Annotated in this window: 14 protein-coding genes; 6 read left to right on the top strand and 8 right to left on the bottom strand. The window is 61.7% G+C overall.

Annotated features, from left to right (window positions below; genetic code table 11):
- The first annotated feature begins 11 nt into the window (after positions 1-11).
- The 4 genes from FRT59_RS00765 (at position 12) to FRT59_RS00750 (ending at position 4,362) form a co-directional block, all read left to right on the top strand.
- On the top strand, positions 12-905 hold the full coding sequence (locus tag FRT59_RS00765) for a glycine betaine ABC transporter substrate-binding protein (protein WP_034118070.1): 894 nt from the start codon (positions 12-14) through the stop codon (positions 903-905).
- Between the two features lie 12 nt (positions 906-917).
- Positions 918-1,571 (top strand): ABC transporter permease, encoded by a 654-nt coding sequence (locus FRT59_RS00760; RefSeq protein ID WP_034118069.1) that lies wholly within the window; start codon positions 918-920, stop codon positions 1,569-1,571.
- Complete coding sequence (locus tag FRT59_RS00755; RefSeq protein ID WP_034118068.1) at positions 1,568-2,725, top strand: osmoprotectant ABC transporter ATP-binding protein OsmV; 1,158 nt, start codon at positions 1,568-1,570, stop codon at positions 2,723-2,725. Before FRT59_RS00760 ends, FRT59_RS00755 begins: the two co-directional genes overlap by 4 nt.
- A 473-nt stretch (positions 2,726-3,198) precedes the next feature.
- Positions 3,199-4,362, top strand: coding sequence for a type III PLP-dependent enzyme (locus tag FRT59_RS00750; protein ID WP_014716890.1), 1,164 nt, complete (start codon positions 3,199-3,201; stop codon positions 4,360-4,362).
- Between the two features lie 63 nt (positions 4,363-4,425).
- Here the strand turns inward: FRT59_RS00750 and FRT59_RS00745 are convergent, their stop codons facing one another.
- From FRT59_RS00745 to FRT59_RS00730, 4 genes are all read right to left on the bottom strand, one after another.
- Positions 4,426-4,701 (bottom strand): type II toxin-antitoxin system RelE/ParE family toxin, encoded by a 276-nt coding sequence (locus tag FRT59_RS00745; RefSeq protein ID WP_167524242.1) that lies wholly within the window; start codon positions 4,699-4,701, stop codon positions 4,426-4,428.
- On the bottom strand, positions 4,701-4,967 hold the full coding sequence (locus tag FRT59_RS00740; protein WP_153870165.1) for a CopG family ribbon-helix-helix protein: 267 nt from the start codon (positions 4,965-4,967) through the stop codon (positions 4,701-4,703). The genes FRT59_RS00745 and FRT59_RS00740 overlap by 1 nt, the downstream gene beginning before the upstream one ends.
- 143 nt (positions 4,968-5,110) lie before the next feature.
- A complete protein-coding gene (locus tag FRT59_RS00735; RefSeq protein WP_153870164.1) occupies positions 5,111-5,869 on the bottom strand; it encodes a tetratricopeptide repeat protein in 759 nt (252 codons plus the stop codon).
- A 1-nt stretch (position 5,870) separates the two neighbouring features.
- Entirely contained in the window at positions 5,871-6,551 is a 681-nt protein-coding gene (locus FRT59_RS00730; RefSeq protein WP_034118066.1) for a Fe2+-dependent dioxygenase, read from the bottom strand.
- A 206-nt stretch (positions 6,552-6,757) separates the two neighbouring features.
- Here FRT59_RS00730 and FRT59_RS00725 point away from each other — a divergent pair, with 206 nt between their 5' ends.
- Positions 6,758-9,043, top strand: a complete 2,286-nt coding sequence (locus FRT59_RS00725; protein WP_153870163.1) for a TonB-dependent receptor — start codon at positions 6,758-6,760, stop codon at positions 9,041-9,043.
- A 136-nt stretch (positions 9,044-9,179) separates the two neighbouring features.
- Positions 9,180-11,705 (top strand): PepSY domain-containing protein, encoded by a 2,526-nt coding sequence (locus FRT59_RS00720; RefSeq protein ID WP_198809555.1) that lies wholly within the window; start codon positions 9,180-9,182, stop codon positions 11,703-11,705.
- A gap of 134 nt (positions 11,706-11,839) precedes the next feature.
- Here the strand turns inward: FRT59_RS00720 and FRT59_RS00715 are convergent, their stop codons facing one another.
- Genes FRT59_RS00715 through ptsP form a run of 4 tightly spaced genes read right to left on the bottom strand, consistent with a single transcriptional unit; the run spans position 11,840 to position 18,932 of the window.
- Positions 11,840-13,381, bottom strand: coding sequence for an alkaline phosphatase D family protein (locus FRT59_RS00715; RefSeq protein WP_153870162.1), 1,542 nt, complete (start codon positions 13,379-13,381; stop codon positions 11,840-11,842).
- 44 nt (positions 13,382-13,425) lie between these two features.
- The gene (locus FRT59_RS00710) at positions 13,426-15,141 is read right to left on the bottom strand and encodes a PTS fructose-like transporter subunit IIB (RefSeq protein ID WP_153838917.1); all 1,716 of its coding nucleotides are present in this window, start codon (positions 15,139-15,141) and stop codon (positions 13,426-13,428) included.
- An 11-nt stretch (positions 15,142-15,152) separates the two neighbouring features.
- Positions 15,153-16,073 carry a 1-phosphofructokinase gene (gene pfkB / locus FRT59_RS00705; protein ID WP_153870161.1) on the bottom strand — a complete coding sequence of 307 codons (921 nt, stop codon included), beginning with the start codon at positions 16,071-16,073 and terminating at the stop codon, positions 15,153-15,155.
- Complete coding sequence (gene ptsP / locus FRT59_RS00700) at positions 16,074-18,932, bottom strand: phosphoenolpyruvate--protein phosphotransferase (RefSeq protein WP_153870160.1); 2,859 nt, start codon at positions 18,930-18,932, stop codon at positions 16,074-16,076.
- Between the last annotated feature and the right edge of the window lie 119 nt (positions 18,933-19,051).

The raw sequence follows: 19,051 nt of genomic DNA, 5'->3' as shown, positions 1-19,051 counted from the left end.
AAGGAAATCACATGAAAAAACTGACGTTGATATTGAGCTGCGTCCTGCTGTTTGCAGGCATCGCGCAAGCCGCTGAAAAACCGGTGATCCGCATTGGCGCCCGGGTCTTCACCGAGCAGACCCTGCTCGCCGAAATCACCTCCCAATACCTGCGCACCAAGGGCTACGACACCCGCGTGACCGGTGGCCTGGGCAGCAACCTGGCGCGCAGTGCCCAGGAAAGCGGGCAACTGGACCTGATCTGGGAATACACCGGCGTATCCCTGGTGGCCTACAACCACGTGGACGAGAAACTCGACAGCGAACAGTCCTACGCCCGAGTGAAAGAACTCGACGCGAAAAAGGGTTTGGTCTGGCTCTCCCCGTCGAAATTCAGCAACACCTACGCGCTGGCACTGCCGGAAAACGTGGCCAAGGAGTTCCCGCAGATCAACAGCATCAGCGACCTGACCCAGGCCCTGGCCGAGCACACCAAGGAAAACCGCCTGGTGGCCCTGGACACCGAGTTTGCCAACCGTTCCGACGGTATGGGCGGCATGGTCAAGCTGTATGACATGAACCTGACGCGCAAAAACACCCGGCAGATGGACGCAGGCCTGGTCTACACCGCCCTGCGTAATGGTCAGGTGTTTGCCGGTTTGGTCTACACCACCGACGGTCGCCTGAACGCGTTCAAATTGAAGCTGCTGGCCGACGACAAGCACTACTTCCCGGACTACACCGCCGCGCCCGTGGTGCGCCAAGTGTATCTCGACGCGCACCCTGGACTGGCAGCCGACCTCAAGCCACTGGCCGCACTGTTCGATGATGAAACCATGCGCCAGCTGAATGCGCGGGTTGATGTCGACCATGAGAGCCCCTCCGCTGTTGCCGCAGACTTCCTGCGCCAACATCCGATCAACTAAGAAGGAGAAGACATGGAATTCCTGAACGCCTTTTCCCATCTTGATTGGGCCCAAGTGCTGCACCTGACCTGGCAGCACATCACCCTGGTCGGCATCGCGGTGATCCTGGCGATTGTCGTCGGCGTGCCCCTGGGCGTGCTGATGACACGCTTCCCGACCCTCGCCGGCCCATTGCAGGCCAGCGCCACGGTGCTGCTGACGGTGCCGTCCATCGCCCTGTTCGGCCTGCTGCTGCCGTTCTACTCCAAGTTCGGCCAGGGCCTGGGGCCTATGCCGGCAATTACTGCGGTGTTTCTCTACTCTCTGCTGCCGATCATGCGTAACACCTACCTCGCGCTGACCGGCGTCGAGCCAGGCATTCGCGAAGCCGCGCGCGGCATCGGCATGACCTTCGGCCAGCGCCTGCGCATGGTCGAGCTGCCCATCGCCGTACCGGTGATCCTCGCCGGCGTGCGCACCGCCGTGGTGATGAACATCGGCGTGATGACCATCGCCGCCACCATCGGCGCCGGTGGCCTGGGTGTACTTATTCTGGCTTCCATCAGCCGCAGCGATATGTCGATGCTGATCGTCGGCGCCGTGCTGGTCAGTCTCCTGGCCATCTTCGCCGACCTGCTCCTGCAATGGCTGCAACGCTCGCTGACTCCAAAAGGATTGCTCAAATGATCGAACTTCAAAACCTGTCCAAGACTTTTCAAAGCAACGGCAAGACCATTACTGCCGTCAACGATGTAAGCCTGACCGTCAACGAAGGCGAGATTTGCGTATTCCTCGGCCCATCGGGCTGCGGCAAGAGCACCACGCTGAAAATGATCAACCGCCTGATCAAGCCAACTTCGGGCAAGATCCTGATCAACGGCGAAGACACCACCGACCTGGACGAAGTGACCCTGCGCCGCAACATTGGCTATGTGATCCAGCAGATCGGCCTGTTCCCGAACATGACCATCGAAGAGAACATCGTGGTGGTGCCCAAGCTGCTCGGCTGGGACAAGCAGAAATGCCACGACCGCGCCCGCGAGTTGATGAGCATGATCAAGCTGGAACCCAAGCAATACTTGCATCGCTACCCGCGTGAGCTGTCTGGCGGCCAACAGCAGCGCATCGGTGTGATCCGTGCCCTGGCGGCCGATGCACCGCTGCTGCTGATGGATGAGCCGTTCGGCGCGGTCGACCCGATCAACCGCGAGATGATCCAGAACGAGTTCTTCGAGATGCAACGCGCGCTGAACAAGACCGTGATCATGGTCAGCCACGACATCGACGAAGCCATCAAGCTGGGTGACAAGATCGCCATCTTCCGCGCCGGCAAGCTGCTGCAGATTGACCACCCCGATACGCTGCTGGCGCATCCGGCCGACGAATTCGTCAGCAACTTCGTGGGCCAGGACAGCACCCTCAAGCGCCTGCTGTTGGTGAAGGCCGAAGACGCGGCGGACAATGCGCCGTCGGTCAGCCCGGAAACCCCGGTGGCCGATGCCCTGGAGCTGATGGACGAACATGACCGCCGCTACGTGGTGGTCACCTGCGCCGAGAACAAGGCGCTGGGTTATGTACGCCGTCGCGACTTGCACCGTCAGACCGGTACTTGCAGCCAGTACCTGCGTGAGTTCAACGCCACCGCAGCCTATGACGAGCATTTGCGCATCCTGCTGTCGCGCATGTACGAGTTCAACCGCTCGTGGCTGCCGGTGATGGATGCGGAGCGGGTGTTCCTCGGGGAAGTAACCCAGGAGTCGATTGCCGAGTACTTGAGCTCTGGTAAGTCGCGTGGGGGCAAGACCAGCATCGTCTCCCCTGCCGAGACGGCGCTCGCATGACCTGACGCGCCCCGTTCAACATGTGGGGCGGGCTTGCTCGCGAATGCGGAGTGTCAGTCAACCGATGCATTGGCTGATACACCGCCTTCGCGAGCAAGCCCGCTCCCACATTGGATCTTCACAGTGCCTGAAACACCTCAAATTGCCCCCTCCGGGGAACATCATTCCGTCACACCGGTCGGTTACATAAGTAGCTGCACGCGGCCGCGCGACGAACGCGTGCAAAAACGCGACATTTTTAGTTGATCCCACGCCCGTCAAGCCCTAAAGTTCGCGCCGAACGTCCATGCTGGAAACGATCCATCCGGCTCAAGTACTGACGACGAGACAGCAAGGCCAAGGGAAGCGGTTATTCCCATGGCCTTTTTGCTTTCGGCGACATGCCTTGGGAAGTAGGCGAACCAAAGTGGGGATACGGAGGACGTTCATTTGCACCCATTGATTAATACAGTTTGCCCCTAGGAGTCCCCAGCATGTCGATCAACGTCGAAGATTATTTCGCGCGCGCCACCTTTGACAAAATGAAGGCGTTCGCCGACAAGCAAGAAACCCCGTTCGTGGTGATCGACACCGCGATGATCAGCCAGGCCTACGATGACCTGCGCGCCGGTTTCGAATTCGCCAAGGTGTATTACGCGGTCAAGGCCAACCCGGCCGTCGAGATCATCGACCTGTTGAAAGACAAGGGTTCGAGCTTCGATATCGCCTCGATCTACGAGCTGGACAAGGTCATGGACCGCGGCGTCAGCGCCGACCGTATCAGCTACGGCAACACCATCAAGAAATCCAAGGACATTCGCTACTTCTATGAGAAGGGTGTGCGCCTGTTCTCCACCGACTCCGAAGCCGACTTGCGCAACATCGCCAAGGCCGCGCCGGGTTCGAAAGTGTATGTGCGTATCCTCACCGAAGGCTCGACCACGGCGGACTGGCCCCTGTCGCGCAAGTTCGGCTGCCAGACCGACATGGCCATGGACCTGCTGATCCTCGCCCGTGACCTGGGCCTGGTGCCGTACGGCATCTCGTTCCACGTTGGCTCGCAGCAGCGTGATATCAGCGTGTGGGACGCGGCCATCGCCAAGGTCAAGGTGATCTTCGAACGCCTGAAGGAAGAAGACGGCATTCATCTGAAGCTGATCAACATGGGCGGCGGCTTCCCGGCCAACTACATCACCCGCACCAACAGCCTGGAAACCTACGCCGAAGAAATCATCCGCTTCCTCAAGGAAGATTTCGGCGACGACCTGCCGGAAATCATCCTGGAGCCAGGCCGTTCGTTGATCGCCAACGCCGGTATCCTGGTCAGCGAAGTCGTACTGGTTGCACGTAAATCACGCACCGCCGTCGAGCGTTGGGTGTACACCGATGTGGGCAAGTTCTCCGGCCTGATCGAAACCATGGACGAAGCCATCAAGTTCCCGATCTGGACTGAAAAGAAAGGCGAGATGGAAGAAGTGGTCATCGCCGGCCCTACCTGCGACAGCGCCGATATCATGTACGAAAACTACAAGTACGGCCTGCCGCTGAACCTGGCGATTGGTGATCGTTTGTACTGGTTGTCGACCGGTGCGTACACCACCAGCTACAGCGCGGTTGAGTTCAATGGGTTTCCGCCGTTGAAGTCGTTCTACGTGTGAGACGGCTATAACTAAAAAGCCCATGACGTTTCATGGGCTTTTTTCTGCCTGTTTTACGGAGTTTCAGCGATCTTCGCGAACGTGCCATAACCGTAAAATATAGAGTGTCGACTGTTGAATTTCATAGCGCATTTCGTAATGGCCGACCAAAAGTCTTCTTACGTCACGCGGCGAAAACTCCTCAATTCTCTCACCGATGCGCGGATTGCTGAGCAACGTATCAGGCGCCTGGGATAGTGACTGCACGGTACGGGCGGCAGCTTGGCGGTTTACAACAGAGAGGAAGTCATACAATCGAGCTAAGTCGGATAAGGCTTTACTTGTCCACCTCAGCTCCATCAGCGCGGTACCGGTAGCGGCGAATCCGTGCTCAGGCTATCTGCCCAGGCTTTCACTGCCTGGTGATCGATCACGCGCCCCGCATCTACATCTGCCATAGCTTCAAGCGTCAAACGGCTGCGCTCTTCTTCTTGGTCGACCCAATCGGCGAGGGCTTGTTTCACCACCCATCCGCGTGAGCGATCCATTCGCGCAGCCATTTGGTCGACTTTCTGAGCGAGGGCGGTGGGAATATGAGCTGTCATTACTTTGGTTTCGGCACCCATGGAAACTCTCTTCGCGGATATCTGACACGCGCGTGATTGAATGTGATTCAAGCTTAATCATAGTGATTTACGCCTGGGCTTCAACCTCAAGTCTTGGCCGTTCATCGACTAACCGCAACACGTGAATGTATAGGAGCGAGCGCCTACAGCGTTTTTTCCAATTGATCTGCATGTTCTTGGTAAACCCCAGCCATCGCACGAACGTGTGGGTCATTGGCTGACGCCAGCGCCTTGTGTGCGGTTCGCAGGAACTTGAGATTCCCACCGGCCAGCGCCATGCGCAGCCACTCCAAAGCAGCCTCGATCTGGCCGCCGTCAGCCAACACCGCCGCATAGCTGAACTGTCCACGAAAATCCCCGGCTTCGGCGGAGCGTCGGTACCACTCAATGGCCGCTTCCAGATCCCTCGGACAATGCTGGCCGTCTTCCAGATAACGCCCCACCAGGTTCATCGACTTGGCGTGGCCCTGCTCGGCGGCCTGGCGATAAAGCGCCAGCGCTTGGGCCTGGTCATGCACAACACCGCGTCCGGTCGCCAACAGGTTGGCGTAGTTGTACTGCCCCCAATCCAACCCGGCCTCTGCTGCGAGCCGATATTCCCGCGCAGCCGCCGCTTCATCCACGGCACAGCCCCAACCATGCTCCAGGCAACGCCCGGCCATATTGCGCGCCATCGAATGCCCACCTTGCGCCGCGATGCGGAACCAACGCAGCGCCAGTGCTTCGTCCCGCGCAATGCCACGCCCTTCCAACAGGATTTGCCCAAGCAAGGCCTGGGCATCGAGCACGCCTTCCTTGGCCGCGATCAGGATCGCCTGAGCGGCGCGCACTGGGGAGTCGTCGAGCATGGACTGCAATTGTTCAACGTTGAGCACTTCTTCACGGCGCAATAAAAAGCCCATCTCAGACCTCGACCCAGCGGCGCAGCAAGTTGTGATAGGTGCCAGTGAGCTGGATCAGTGCCGGGTGGTCAGGGACATCGCGGGTCAGTTGCTGGATGGCGCCGTCCATCTCGAACAATAAGGTGCGTTGGCTGTCTTCGCGCACCAGGCTTTGGGTCCAGAAGAACGAGGCATAGCGCGTGCCACGGGTCACGGCGTTGACCTTGTGCAGGCTGGAACCGGGGTACAGCACCATGTCGCCGGCGGGCAGCTTGACCTGTTGCAGGCCGAAGGTGTCCTGGATTTCCAGTTCGCCGCCGTCGTAATCCTCCGGGTCACTGAAGAACAGCGTGGACGACAGATCGGTCCGCACACGTTCATGGCTGCCTTTGGGTTGGCGCACGGCGTTGTCGATATGAAAGTCGAAACTGCCGCCAGCGGTGTAGCAGTTGAGCAACGGCGGGAAGACTTTGTGCGGCAGCGCCGCCGACATGAACAGCGGGTTCTGCCACAAGCGTTCCAGCATCGCCGCGCCGATTTCCTTGGCCAAGGGGTGGCCTTCGGGCAATTGCAGGTTGTGCTTGGCTTTGGCGGACTGATGCCCGGCGGTGATTTTGCCGTCGGCCCACTCGGTATTTTCCAGGGCCTGGCGAATGCGCAGCACCTCCTCGCGAGAGAACAGGCCGGGAATGTGCAGCAACATGGGGCGATACCTGAAATCGGAGAGGCACCAATGGTATTGATTCTTATCCACCCTGTAAAACCCAGGGGACGAACGAGCTGGCAAAAACCGTAAACAAAAAGTGTAAAGATTGTAAATTCAGTGCGAATAGCAATATCTCGCAATTGATACCAAGTCTTGTTGGGCCTATATTCCGCGGCCTCACATCCTTGGGGAAGGGACACGTCATGTCGCGCATTCTTATAAAAACACCGGCCAGTTCACCACGCATGCTGGCCTCGGCCATTGGCGTTGCTCTCAGCGCCAGCTCCGCCGCCCACCTGGCGCAGGCGGCGGAAAACACCGAGCAAAAAGGCGAGCGCAACCCTATCTCCCTCGGCGCCACCAACATCACCGGCCAGGAGCAAGACAACACCTCCTACCAGGTGGAAAAAGCCTCTTCGCAGAAATACACCGCGCCGCTGGTGGATACGCCGCGCTCGGTCACCGTGGTGCCGCAACAAGTGCTCAAGGACACCGCTGCCACCTCGTTGCAGGATGCCTTGCGCACCGTACCGGGCATTACCTTTGGTGCCGGTGAAGGCGGCAACCCCCAGGGGGACCGTCCGTTCATCCGTGGTTTTGACGCCCAGGGCGACACGTACCTGGATGGCGTGCGCGACACCGGCGGCCAGAGCCGTGAGATCTTCGACATCGAGTCCATCGAGGTCAGCAAAGGCCCGAACTCCTCGTTCGGCGGCCGTGGCTCGGCCGGTGGCAGCCTCAACCTGGTGAGCAAGACCCCACAAGCGCGGGACTTCACCAACGGCGGCTTCACCTACGGTTCGGACCAGACCCGCCGCTATGTGCTCGACGTGAACCGCCAGTTCCTCGACAACGCCGCCTTCCGCTTGAACCTGATGAGCCACGAGCAAAACGTCGCCGGCCGCGATGCAGTGAATTACGACCGTTGGGGCGTGGCACCGTCGCTGACCTTTGGCCTGGGCACGCCGACCCGCGTCAACCTCAGCTACTACCACATGGAAAGCAACGACCTGCCGGACTCGGGAATTCCCTACAGCTACGGCAACAGCGGCGCCAAAGCCGCCCACGTGCATGACAAGCCTACCGACGGCGGCGACAGCAACAACTTCTACGGTTTGAAGCACCGCGATTTCCGCGAGACCCGCGCCGATATCAGCACCTTCTCCATCGAGCACGACCTGAACGACAACATGACGCTGAAAAACACCCTGCGCCATGGCAGCACCGGCCAGGACTACGTGTTGACCCAGCCTGACGACAGCCAGCACAACGTCAACCAGTTCGGCACCGTATGGCGTCGCGCCAACACCCGCGTGACTACCACCACGACCACCACCAACCAGACTGACCTGTTTGGTAATTTCCAGTTGGCGGGCATGAAGCACTCGTACTCCACTGGCCTGGAATTCACCGGTGAAGAAACCCGCGCCAGCGGCTACACCGTGAGCCCGAATGCCAACCCGGTCTGCACCACGGCCAAGGGCAGCCTGGGCGGCCAGTGCACCTCGCTGAGCAACCCGAACCCGGACGATGCCTGGGCCGGCAGCGTCGCGCGCAATTACAACGGCACCAATACCAAGGCCACCAGCCGCGCCGCCTACGTGTTCGATACCATTGAACTCGATCCGAAATGGCTGCTGAACGTCGGCCTGCGCTATGACACCTTCGACACCGAAGCCAACACCAACGCCGTCGCCGGGCGCACCAAGATCAAGGACGACAGCCAGTTCTTCAACTGGCAGGCCGGCCTGGTCTGGAAACCGCTGGAGAACGGCAGCATCTATGCCTCCTACGCGACCTCGGCCTCGCCAGCCGGTGGCCTGGTGGGTGAAGGCGCCGACGGCAACCCGCTGTCTGCCGGTGCCGCCACCAGCGACTTGCAGCCAGAAGAAACCGTCAACTATGAACTGGGCACCAAGTGGGACCTGTTCCACGACCGCCTGTCGCTGACCGCCGCCGTGTTCCGCACCGAGAAGAAAAACACCCGCATCCTGGTGGATGCCCTCACTTACCAGAATGGCGGTGAATCCCAGGTCGATGGCGTGGAACTGTCCGCCAGCGGCAAGCTCACCGATCAATGGCAAGTGTTCGCCGGCTACACCTACCTGGACAGCGAGCTGGTCAAATCCGGCCTCAACGGGCGTAACGGTGTGGTGAGTGCCGGCTCCAACAAAGGCAACCAGATGCCCAACACGCCGAAGAATTCCTTCAGCCTGTGGACCACCTACGACATCACACCGAAGCTGACCGTCGGCGGCGGCGCCTTCTACGTCGACGAGGTTTACGGCGACGCCGGCAACACCGTATACGTGCCGTCCTACACCCGCTACGACGCCATGGCCAGCTACAAACTGACCAAGAACGTCGACCTGCAATTGAACGTGCAGAACCTCACCGACAAGACCTACTACGACAAGGCCTACTCGGCGCACTTCGCCAACCAGGCGGCCGGTCGTACCGCACTGTTGACCACCAGCTTCCACTTCTAAAAGCGGTCAATGCCCGACCCAAGGCCCCACGCATGGGATGCGTGGGGCTTTTGTGTGTAAAACAGAATTTTTCTCGATAACCCACGGCATAATGCGCGCCGTGACATAGATATCCAGCTGAGCGAGGCGGTCCGACGTGTTGAAGAAAACCCTGTTCCAGTTGCACTGGTTTTTCGGCATCACTGCCGGCCTGGTACTGGCCTTGATGGGGATCACCGGGGCTGCGTACTCGTTCCAGGATGAAATCCTGCGGGCGCTCAACCCCTCGGTCTTGAGCGTGCAGAAACGCGAAGCCGGTGTGCTGCCGCCTGCCGAGTTGGTGCGCAAGCTGGAGGCCACCGAAGGCAAGACCGTCTCCATGCTGTGGGTGGAAAGCGAAAGCGGCAACGCCGCCCGCGTGTTCTTCACTCCGCCAGCGGGCGAACGCCGCGGGCAGATGCGTTACTTCGATCCCTACACCGGCGACTACATGGGCGACGCCGTTGGCCAGGATGTATTCGGCTTTATCCTGCAACTGCACCGCTTCCTGGCCATGGGCGACACCGGGCGCAACATTACCGGCGCCTGCACCCTGATCCTTCTGTTTTTCTGCCTCTCCGGCCTGTACCTGCGCTGGCCGCGCCAGGTAGCGAGCTGGCGCGCCTGGCTGACGTTGGACTGGCGCAAAAAAGGCCGCAGCTTCAACTGGGATCTGCACTCGGTATTCGGCACCTGGTGCCTGCTGTTTTATCTGCTGGCGGCGCTGACCGGGCTGTATTGGTCCTACGACTGGTACAACCAGGGCGTGACCAAGCTGCTGTCCGACGCGCCGCAAAACGAGCGCATGCGCAAGCGCGGCCCACCGCCCGCAGGCCCTGCGCCGGTGGCCAACTACGAGGCGATCTGGAGCAGCATCTACAGCAACGCCGGCCCCGACTTGAGCGCCTACAACATCCGTATGCCGGCCGTCGCCGGGCAACCGGCCACCGTGTATTACCTGCTGAAAGATTCGCCCCATGACCGGGCGCTCAACCAGATCAACCTCGACCCGGCCACCGGCGAGGTTAAAACCCATGATCGCTACGCCAGCAAGAGCCTCAAGGCTCAACTGCTGACCAGCGTCTATGCGCTGCACACCGGCAGTTATTTCGGCCTGATCGGGCGCATCGTGCTCACCGTCAGCTCGCTGCTCATGCCGTTGTTCTTTATCACCGGCTGGCTGCTGTACCTCGACCGACGCCGCAAAAAGCGCCAGGTGCGGGATGCCCGCAAGGGCCTGACGGCCAATCACAGCGATGCGTCGGCCTGGCTGATCGGCTTTGCCAGCCAGAGCGGCTTTGCCGAACAGCTTGCATGGCAAACGGCTGGGCAATTGCAGGCGGCAGGCTTGCCGGTGAAGGTGCAGCCCCTGGGCAGCGTCAGCCAGGACGACCTGAGCCAGGCGCAACATGCGCTGTTTGTGGTCAGCACCTTCGGCGACGGCGAAGCCCCCGACAACGCCCGCGGGTTTGAGCGCAGCGTGCTCGGCCAGGATGTGCCCCTCAATGGCTTGAACTACTCGGTACTGGCCCTGGGTGATCGCCAATACGAACACTTCTGCGGCTTTGCAAGACGCCTGCATTTCTGGCTGACCAACCAGGGCGGCAACCCATTGTTCGCTCCAGTGGAAGTCGACAGTGGCGACACCGAGGCCTTGCTGACCTGGCAACAACAATTGGGCCAACTCACCGGTCACGCGCCAGCGGCAGCTTGGCAGCCAGCCCAGTATGAAACCTGGACCCTACGCCAGCGCACCCTGCTCAACCCCGGCAGCGTGGGTGAAGATGTCTACCTGCTCGGCCTCACACCGCCCTCGCCGCACAGCTGGCTGGCCGGCGACCTGGTGGAAATCCTGCCGCGCAATTGCCCGTGGGCCATTGAGCATTTCCTCAATGGCCTGGGCCTGGCCGGCAGCGATGGCGTGCTGATCGACGGCCTGGCACACACCCTCGATCAAGCCCTGGCCACGCGGCAATTGCCGGACAACCGCACGCACCTGGTCGGCCTGCATGCCCAAGCCCTGGTGAACGCACTGGTGCCCCTGGGCATGCGCGAATACTCCATCGCCTCGATTGCCAGCGACGGCGTGCTGGAGCTGATAGTGCGCCAGGAACGCCACCCCGACGGCAGCCTGGGGCTTGGCTCCGGCTGGCTCACGGAACACGCGGCCATCGGGTCGGGCATCAGCCTGCGCCTGCGCCGCAACAGCGGCTTCCACCTGCCGGATGCGCCAGTGCCGCTGATCCTGCTGGGCAACGGCACCGGCCTTGCAGGCCTGCGCAGCTTGCTCAAGGCGCGCATTGCCGAGGGCCAACAGCGTAACTGGCTGCTGTTTGGCGAACGCAATATCGCCCATGACTACTTGTGCCAGGACGAACTGCAAGGCTGGCTCGCCAGTGGTGACCTGGCCCTGCTCGACCTGGCGTTTTCCCGCGATCAGCAAGAGAAGGTCTACGTACAGGACCGCCTGCGCGAATCGGCGGATGTGTTGCGTAAATGGCTGGCGGACGGTGCCGCGATTTATGTGTGCGGCAGTTTGCAGGGAATGGCGACGGGGGTGGATCAGGCGTTGGTGGATATCCTGGGCAATGAGGCAGTGGAGCGCTTGATTGAACAAGGCCGCTATCGCCGGGATGTCTACTGAAGACCTGAAGGAACACACATCAAACTGTGGGAGGGGGCTTGCTCCCGATAGCGGTAGATCAGCCAACTGATGAAGTGACTGTCACACCGCTATCGGGAGCAAGCCCCCTCCCACAGTTTTGATCGCATTCCAAGTCAAGCCGGTTGCAGTTTTTGTTCGAACACCGAGACCCCATCCAGGTCTCGCAAAATCACGGTCAACTCCGCCGTCTGCCCATCAATCTGCACCTCACCAAAAAACTGGAAGCCAGCAAGCGGCGAGGTGTTTTGCGCGGGCGGTGCTTTCTCGAACACCACCTGCGGGCCAAAGGTTTTATCCAGCGGATTAGGCCCGAAGCTCCCGGCATTCAACGGCCCGGCGACAAACTCCCAGAACGGCTCGAAATCCTGGAACGCCGCCCGATCCGGATGATAGTGATGCGCCGCGCAATAGTGCACATCGGCCGTCAGCCACACATGGTTGCGTACCTGTTGCGCTCTTAAAAAGCCCAGCAGCTCGGCGATTTCCAGCTCACGTCCTTGCGCCGGGCCGGGGTCGCCGTTGGCGATGGCTTCCCAACGCGGCACACCAGGGCTCACCTCACCATCGGGCACACCCAGGCCGATGGGCATGTCGGCGGCGATCACCTTCCACTGCGCCTTGGACGCCTTGAGTTCGCGCTTGAGCCAGTCCAATTGTTCGCGGCCGAGGAAGGGTTTCTCGCCGCCCAGGTTGTCGTCATTCGGCCCGCGATAGCTGCGCATATCCAGCACAAACACGTCCAGCAGCGGCCCATAACTGAGCTTGCGATAAATGCGCCCGCCGCCATCGGCGCTTTGCCGGCGCATAGGTGAATATTCCAGCCAGGCTTGGCGTGCTCGGCCAACCAGCGTGTTGATATCCCTGGTCTGGTAGCGCTCATCCAATTGCTTGCTGGGCGACCAGTTGTTCACCACTTCGTGGTCATCCCACTGCCAGATCTGCGGCACCTCGGCGTTGAAGCGGCGCACGTTTTCATCCAGCAGGTTATAGCGGTAATTGCCGCGATACTCATCGAGGGTTTCAGCCACTTTGCTCTTGGCTTCGGTGGTGATATTGCGCCAGATTCGCCCGCCTTCGACGGTCAGCTGCGCCGGCACCGGGCCATCAGCGTAGATGGTGTCGCCACTGTGGATAAAAAAGTCCGGCAGGCGCTGTCGCATGGCTTCGTAGATGCGCATGCCGCCGATATCCGGGTTGATGCCGAAGCCTTGGCCGACGGTGTCGCCGCTCCACACAAAGCGAATGTCGCGACGTGCCTGTGGCACGCTGCGCAAGTGGCCGAACCAGGGTTCGCTGGCGACGCCGGTCTGGGCGTCCTCGAAGTGCACGCGGTAGAAAATTGCCTGATCCACCGGCAGCCCGGTGAGTTCGACACGGGCGGTAAAGTCGGTGCGGATGTCGGCCAACGGCGAGATGAATTTACGCGGGTTGCTGAACACACTGCGCGTGTCCCACTCCACCACCATTTTGGCGGGGCGATCGCTACGGCTCCAGATCATCGCGCGGTCGCCCAGAAGGTCGCCGGACTGCAAACCGTCAGTGAGTTGCGGCCGGTCCTTGACTGAAGCGATCACCGCCGGCGCCAGGCCCGGTAACAACAGGCCGGCGCCCACGGCTTGCATCACGCGGCGGCGGCCGAGATCGAAGTGGCTCATGCAGGTGCCCTCTTGAGTATCAAAAGGGCCACTTAAGCATGCAGTTATGACACCGGTGCGACAGCCAGCTCGACAGCTTCCGGCCGCTTGATCAACGCATACACCAACCCGGTCAAGACACTGCCCGCCACAATCGCCAGCAAATACAACAACGCATGGTTCATGGCATTCGGAATCACCAGCACAAACAAGCCGCCATGGGGCGCGGCGAGTTTGCAGCCGAAGTACATCGACAGCGCACCGGTCAGGGCACCACCGGCAATGCTGGCCGGGATCACCCGCAACGGGTCTTTGGCCGCGAACGGGATCGCGCCTTCAGAGATAAAGCACAGGCCCAGCACCATTGCGGCCTTGCCGGCTTCGCGCTCGGTCTGGGCGAACTTGCGCCGGGCCAGCAAGGTGGCGATACCCATGCCAATCGGCGGCACCATGCCGGCGGCCATGGTCGCGGCCATCGGTGCACCGCTTGAGGCGGCCAGCAGGCCGACCGAAAACGCATACGCCGCCTTGTTGATCGGCCCGCCCAAGTCCACGCACATCATGCCGCCAAGCAAAATGCCCAGCAGCACCGCGTTGGTGGTGCCCATGGTGCTGAGAAACTCCGTCAGGCCGCTGAGCAGCCGCGCCACAGGCGGGCCGACCAGGTAGATCATCACCAGGCCGGTGAACAGGCTCGCCAGCAACGGGATGATCAGGATCGGCTTGAGTGCTTCCAGGCTCTGGGGCAATTGCACCGCACGGCTGATCAACTTGACGCAGTACCCCGCGACAAAGCCGGCGAGGATACCGCCGATAAATCCGGCCCCCAGCGTACCCGCCAGCAACCCGCCGATCATGCCCGGCGCCAGGCCAGGACGGTCGGCAATCGAATACGCGATATAGCCCGCGAGCAGCGGCACCATCAGCATGAATGCCTGGTCACCGACGGTTTTCAAGGCCGCCGCCAAGGTGCCTGGTTCTTCAAAGGCATGAATGCCGAACACGAATGACAAGGCGATCAACAAGCCCCCCGCCACCACCATCGGCAACATGTACGACACGCCAGTGAGCAGGTGTTTATAGACGCCGGTCTTCTCCGATTTGGCCGGCGCGCCATTGGCTGCGCTTTCCACCGCGCCTTCGGCCAGGGCCTTGTTGAGGATGGCTTCGGATTGCTTGAGGGCAATGCCGGTGCCACAGCGGTAGATCTTCTTGCCGGCAAAACGCTCGGTGGCGACTTCGATATCGGCCGCCAGCAACACCACGTCGGCCTGGGCGATGGCCTCGGGGCTCAAAGGTGTGCGGGCACCCACCGAGCCTTGGGTCTCGACCTGCAAGTCGTAGCCCAGGCGTTTGGCGGTCTGCTGCAAGGCTTCGGCGGCCATGAAGGTGTGGGCCACACCGGTCGGGCACGCGGTAATCGCGACAATACGCGGCGCATTTTTCGCCGCCACCGGGGCGTCGGCGGCGACATACACCTGGGCCTCTTCGGCGCCGCGGCGCAATACCGCCTCGACATCCGCCAAGGCCTGGGCCGGCGTGGTCTGGAACACGCGCTTGCCGACAAAACGCTGCATATCCACTGGTGTGCTGCTGACCAGAAGCACCCATTCGGCGTCGTCGAGGGTGGCCTGGGACAATTGGCGTTCGGGGCGCTGCACATCCACGACTTCAACACTGGTGCTCCACCCCTGGCGCTGGGCGGCGGCGTCCAACAAGCGGGCGCACAGCACACTGGTGACCATGCCATTCGGGCAGGCGGTAACAATGGCTAACTTCATCACAAACCCTCTTATTGTTCTGTCAACGCGCGCACTACGACGCCGTTTTCGAGCTGCGCCAATTGCGCGTCATCGCTGATGCCGAAACCGATCTGCGTCACCGCCATCGCGGCAATCGCCGTGGCGCGGCGCAGTGTCTGCTCGGGTGCTTCGTCGCTGAGCAAACCGTGGAGCATGCCGGCCAACAACGAATCGCCCGCGCCCACGGTACTGGCCACCGCCACCTTGGGCGGCGTGGCGTGCAGCGCCGCACCCGGGCAGTACCAGGTCACGCCTGCGGCACCGTCGGAAACCACCACATGTTCAACGCCGTGCTGATGCAGTCGGCTGATTGCATCGGTGGAACCCTCCAAGGCTTCGGCCAACTCTTCGGTATTGGGTTTGACCAGCCAGGGGCCCGCCTGCAAACCGGCACGCAGCGCTTCACCGCTGGTGTCCAGGGCGACTTTCAAACCGAGGTCTTTCAACTGTTGCAACAGCCCTTGAAACCACTGCGGGCTGACACCACGCGGCAAGCTGCCGGCCACCACCACCGCATCGAATTGCGGGCCGATCATCGCGATTCGCTTGAGCAGTGCTTTCTGCGCCTCGTCACTCACCAGCGGCCCCGGCGCATTGATGTCGGTGACACGCCCATCCTGCTCGGCAATCTTGATATTGCTGCGGGTTTCGCCGGGCACGCGAACGAACGCATCGCCAAACCCACGGTGGGCGATCAGTGCATCGAAAGCCTGGGGGTTCGCGTCACCGAGAAAGCCGCCAACGCTGACGTCATGGCCCAGGTCCGCCAGCACTTGCGCCACATTCACGCCCTTGCCCGCCGCATGGGTGAGCATCGTTTCACTGCGATTGACGGCACCCGGTTCCAGGCGCGCCAGGCGTACCGTGAGGTCCAACGCCGGGTTCAGCGTCAGGGTCAGAATCTTCGCCATCTACACGGCCTCCACAAGGGCACGCACTTGCGCGGGAGAACCCACCGCCAGTGCTTTTTGAGCCAGGCCCTGGGCCTCGCTCAGACTGAATTCACGCACCCGCGCCTTCACTTCAGGAATGCTGCGGGCCGATACACTCAACTCATCCACACCCAGGCCGACCAGCACCGGCACCGCCAGTGGGTCCGCCGCCAACTCGCCGCAGACGCCCACCCATTTGCCGTGGGCATGGGCAGCACGCACGGTGATGTCGATCAGTTGCAAGACCGCCGGGTGCAAGCCATCGGCCTGGGCCGACAAGGTCGGATGGCCGCGGTCGATCGCCAGGGTGTACTGGGTCAGGTCATTGGTGCCGATGCTGAAGAAGTCGACTTCCTTGGCCAGTACCGGCGCCAGCAAAGCGGCCGATGGCACTTCGATCATGATGCCCAGTTGCAAATCGGCGACCGGGATTTCCAGGCGCAGGCGCTCGGTCATGTCGCGGGCTGCGCGCCATTCATCCACGCTGCCGACCATCGGGAACATGATGCGCAGCGGCCGGTTATCCGCCGAACGCAGCAGCGCACGCAGTTGCGCTTCCATGATCTGCGGGCGTTGCAGTGTGAGCCGGATGCCGCGCACGCCGAGGAAGGGGTTTTCTTCCTGGGCGATGGGCCAATAGGGCAAGGGTTTATCGCCGCCCACATCGAGGGTACGCACCACCAACGGGCGGCCGTTGAGGCCGTCAAGTACGCGACGGTATTCGGCTTCCTGGGTGGCTTCGTCTGGCGCTTGGGGGTGCGCCATGAAAATCAGTTCGGTGCGCAGCAGGCCAATGCCTTCGGCGCCCTGCTCCACCGCACTGGCCACCCCGGCGCTTTCGCCGATATTGGCGAACACTTCCACGGCGTGACCGTCACGGGTCAGCGCCGGTTCGTGGCGCTGGGCCGACGCGGCTTGCAGGCGTTGTTCGCGGGTGTCGCGCTCGACGGTGGCGCGTTGCAGCGTGGCGGCGTCCGGATCGACATGCAGGCGACCGCGCTGGCCGTCGAGCAACAGCGGCGTGCCGGCGTTCAGCAGCAACACCGCCGCGCCTGCGCCGACCAAGGCGGGAATGCCCAGGGCGCGGGCGACGATGGCGCTGTGAGCGGTGGCACCGCCCCTGGCGGTGAGGATGCCGGCCACGCGGGCCGGGTCCAGGCGCGCCACGTCCGAAGGGCCGACTTCATCCATCACCAAAATGTAGGGTTCGCTGGGCTCCTGCACGGTTTCAACGCCGCACAGTTGCGCCAGCACACGGCGGCCGATATCGCGCAGGTCGGCGGCGCGTTCGGCCAGCAAGACGTCCTGCAACGCTTCCTGCTGCTTGGCGGCAGCTTCGATCACGCTCATCCAGGCAGCTTCGGCACTTTCGCCTTGCTTGAGGCGGGTGTCGACTTCATCGGTGAGTTCCGGGTCGTCGAGCATTTCCTGGTGGGTGATGAAAATCTCGCGGATGGCCTTGGCCTGGCTGCGCTCGATCAGGCCCTGGATATCTTGGCGCACATCGCTCAAAGCCGTGTGCAGGCGCTGGCGCTCAAGCCCGGCGGACTCACCGCGCAGCGGGTAATCAAACAGCTGTAGAACCTGGATATGTGCAGGCCCAATGGCGATACCCGGCGCGGCGGCGATAGCCTGGAGCTGGCTGCCACTCAATGGCGCACTGAGCACGGGCTCGATATCGACCTGGGCGGGTTGCGCGCTCACGCTCGGCAGCGGCTCGACGTCTTCGCCAAGGCCCTCTTCGACAGCGGCCAGCAGCGCGGGCAATGCATCGCCGGCAACTGTCGGCTCGGCAACAAACTCCAGCACCTGGCCGCGACGAGCGCCGAGGCTGAGCAACTTGCTCAGGCTTTTGACCGACACTGCGCCCACTGGCCCATCGACGATGCGCACGCGGATATCGCCGTCAAAACCTTTCGCCAACTGCGCGAGGATCTTGGCCGGGCGCGCATGCAGGCCGTGGGCGTTGGCCAGGGTGATGCGGGCGCTGGGCCAGTCCGGCGGCAATTCGCCGCCCAGCACTTCCAACACTGCACGGCGGCTGGTGGCACGCCCCAGTTCCTGGCCGCGCCCTTCAATCAGTAAGGCGCACAAGCGTTCAAGCAGGGTCTGGTGGGCTTCACCGAGGCTCGCCAGGCAGAACAGACCGTGCAAGGGCTGGCCGAGGTAACGCATGGGTTTATCCGGTGTGACAAACGCCAGGCCCGGGCGCTTGACCGTCTGTTCACTGTGCAACCACCACAGGCCATCGCCCAGGGGCAGCGCGTCGACCTGTTGCAGCACCGCAGCAAAACCATTACTCACGCAGTCGGCCTGGCGCAGCAGGCGTGCGCCGCGCCACACCAACTCTTCAAAATCATCGGCAGACACGCCCAGGCTGATCATCTGCGCATCCAGCGCCAATTCCTGGGGGGCGCCTTGCAACAGCTTCAACAAGGCTTCGGCGCTGCCGGCCCGACGCAGTGCCTGGCCCAGGTCGGTTTCACCGAGGGCGCGGGTCAGCAGTTGCAGCAGCCGCAAGTGTTCATCGGATTTAGCCGCGATGCCAATCGCCAGGTAGACCACCTGACCGTCGCCCCAGTCCACCCCTTCGGGGAACTGCAACAGACGCACCCCGGTGGAAAACACTTGGTCGCGGGTTTCTGGAGTGCCGTGGGGAATGGCAATGCCTTGGCCGAGAAAGGTCGAGCCTTGGGCTTCACGGGCTTGCAAGCCACTGAGATAACCCTCGGCGACCAGGCCATCGGCCACCAACTTGTCAGCGAGCAGGTGCAAGGCAGCAGATTTATCCACAGCCACCTGGCCCATGGATATCTGCTCTACAGTGAGCTCAAGCATGCCGTTCTCCTAGTTAGTGCGGCGTGCGCACTAGGTATTGTTTTGAATAAATCAGCGCGAGACGTTCAAAAATAACTGAGTGGTCAATTGGCAGTAGTCACTCAGTGGCGAACATCGTA

Origin of the sequence: Pseudomonas haemolytica, from assembly GCF_009659625.1 — a bacterium.
GTDB lineage: Bacteria > Pseudomonadota > Gammaproteobacteria > Pseudomonadales > Pseudomonadaceae > Aquipseudomonas > Aquipseudomonas haemolytica.
The sequence above is the reverse complement of the archived record's forward strand: the minus strand, read 5'-3'. Positions and strand labels throughout refer to the sequence as shown.

Coding starts and splice junctions, on each gene's coding strand:
- FRT59_RS00765 (WP_034118070.1), top strand. CDS start 12: ATGAAAAAACTGACGTTGATATTGAGCTGCGTCCTGCTGTTTGCAGGC.
- FRT59_RS00760 (WP_034118069.1), top strand. CDS start 918: ATGGAATTCCTGAACGCCTTTTCCCATCTTGATTGGGCCCAAGTGCTG.
- FRT59_RS00755 (WP_034118068.1), top strand. CDS start 1,568: ATGATCGAACTTCAAAACCTGTCCAAGACTTTTCAAAGCAACGGCAAG.
- FRT59_RS00750 (WP_014716890.1), top strand. CDS start 3,199: ATGTCGATCAACGTCGAAGATTATTTCGCGCGCGCCACCTTTGACAAA.
- FRT59_RS00745 (WP_167524242.1), bottom strand. CDS start 4,701: ATGGAGCTGAGGTGGACAAGTAAAGCCTTATCCGACTTAGCTCGATTG.
- FRT59_RS00740 (WP_153870165.1), bottom strand. CDS start 4,967: ATGGGTGCCGAAACCAAAGTAATGACAGCTCATATTCCCACCGCCCTC.
- FRT59_RS00735 (WP_153870164.1), bottom strand. CDS start 5,869: ATGGGCTTTTTATTGCGCCGTGAAGAAGTGCTCAACGTTGAACAATTG.
- FRT59_RS00730 (WP_034118066.1), bottom strand. CDS start 6,551: ATGTTGCTGCACATTCCCGGCCTGTTCTCTCGCGAGGAGGTGCTGCGC.
- FRT59_RS00725 (WP_153870163.1), top strand. CDS start 6,758: ATGTCGCGCATTCTTATAAAAACACCGGCCAGTTCACCACGCATGCTG.
- FRT59_RS00715 (WP_153870162.1), bottom strand. CDS start 13,381: ATGAGCCACTTCGATCTCGGCCGCCGCCGCGTGATGCAAGCCGTGGGC.
- FRT59_RS00710 (WP_153838917.1), bottom strand. CDS start 15,141: ATGAAGTTAGCCATTGTTACCGCCTGCCCGAATGGCATGGTCACCAGT.
- pfkB (WP_153870161.1), bottom strand. CDS start 16,073: ATGGCGAAGATTCTGACCCTGACGCTGAACCCGGCGTTGGACCTCACG.
- ptsP (WP_153870160.1), bottom strand. CDS start 18,932: ATGCTTGAGCTCACTGTAGAGCAGATATCCATGGGCCAGGTGGCTGTG.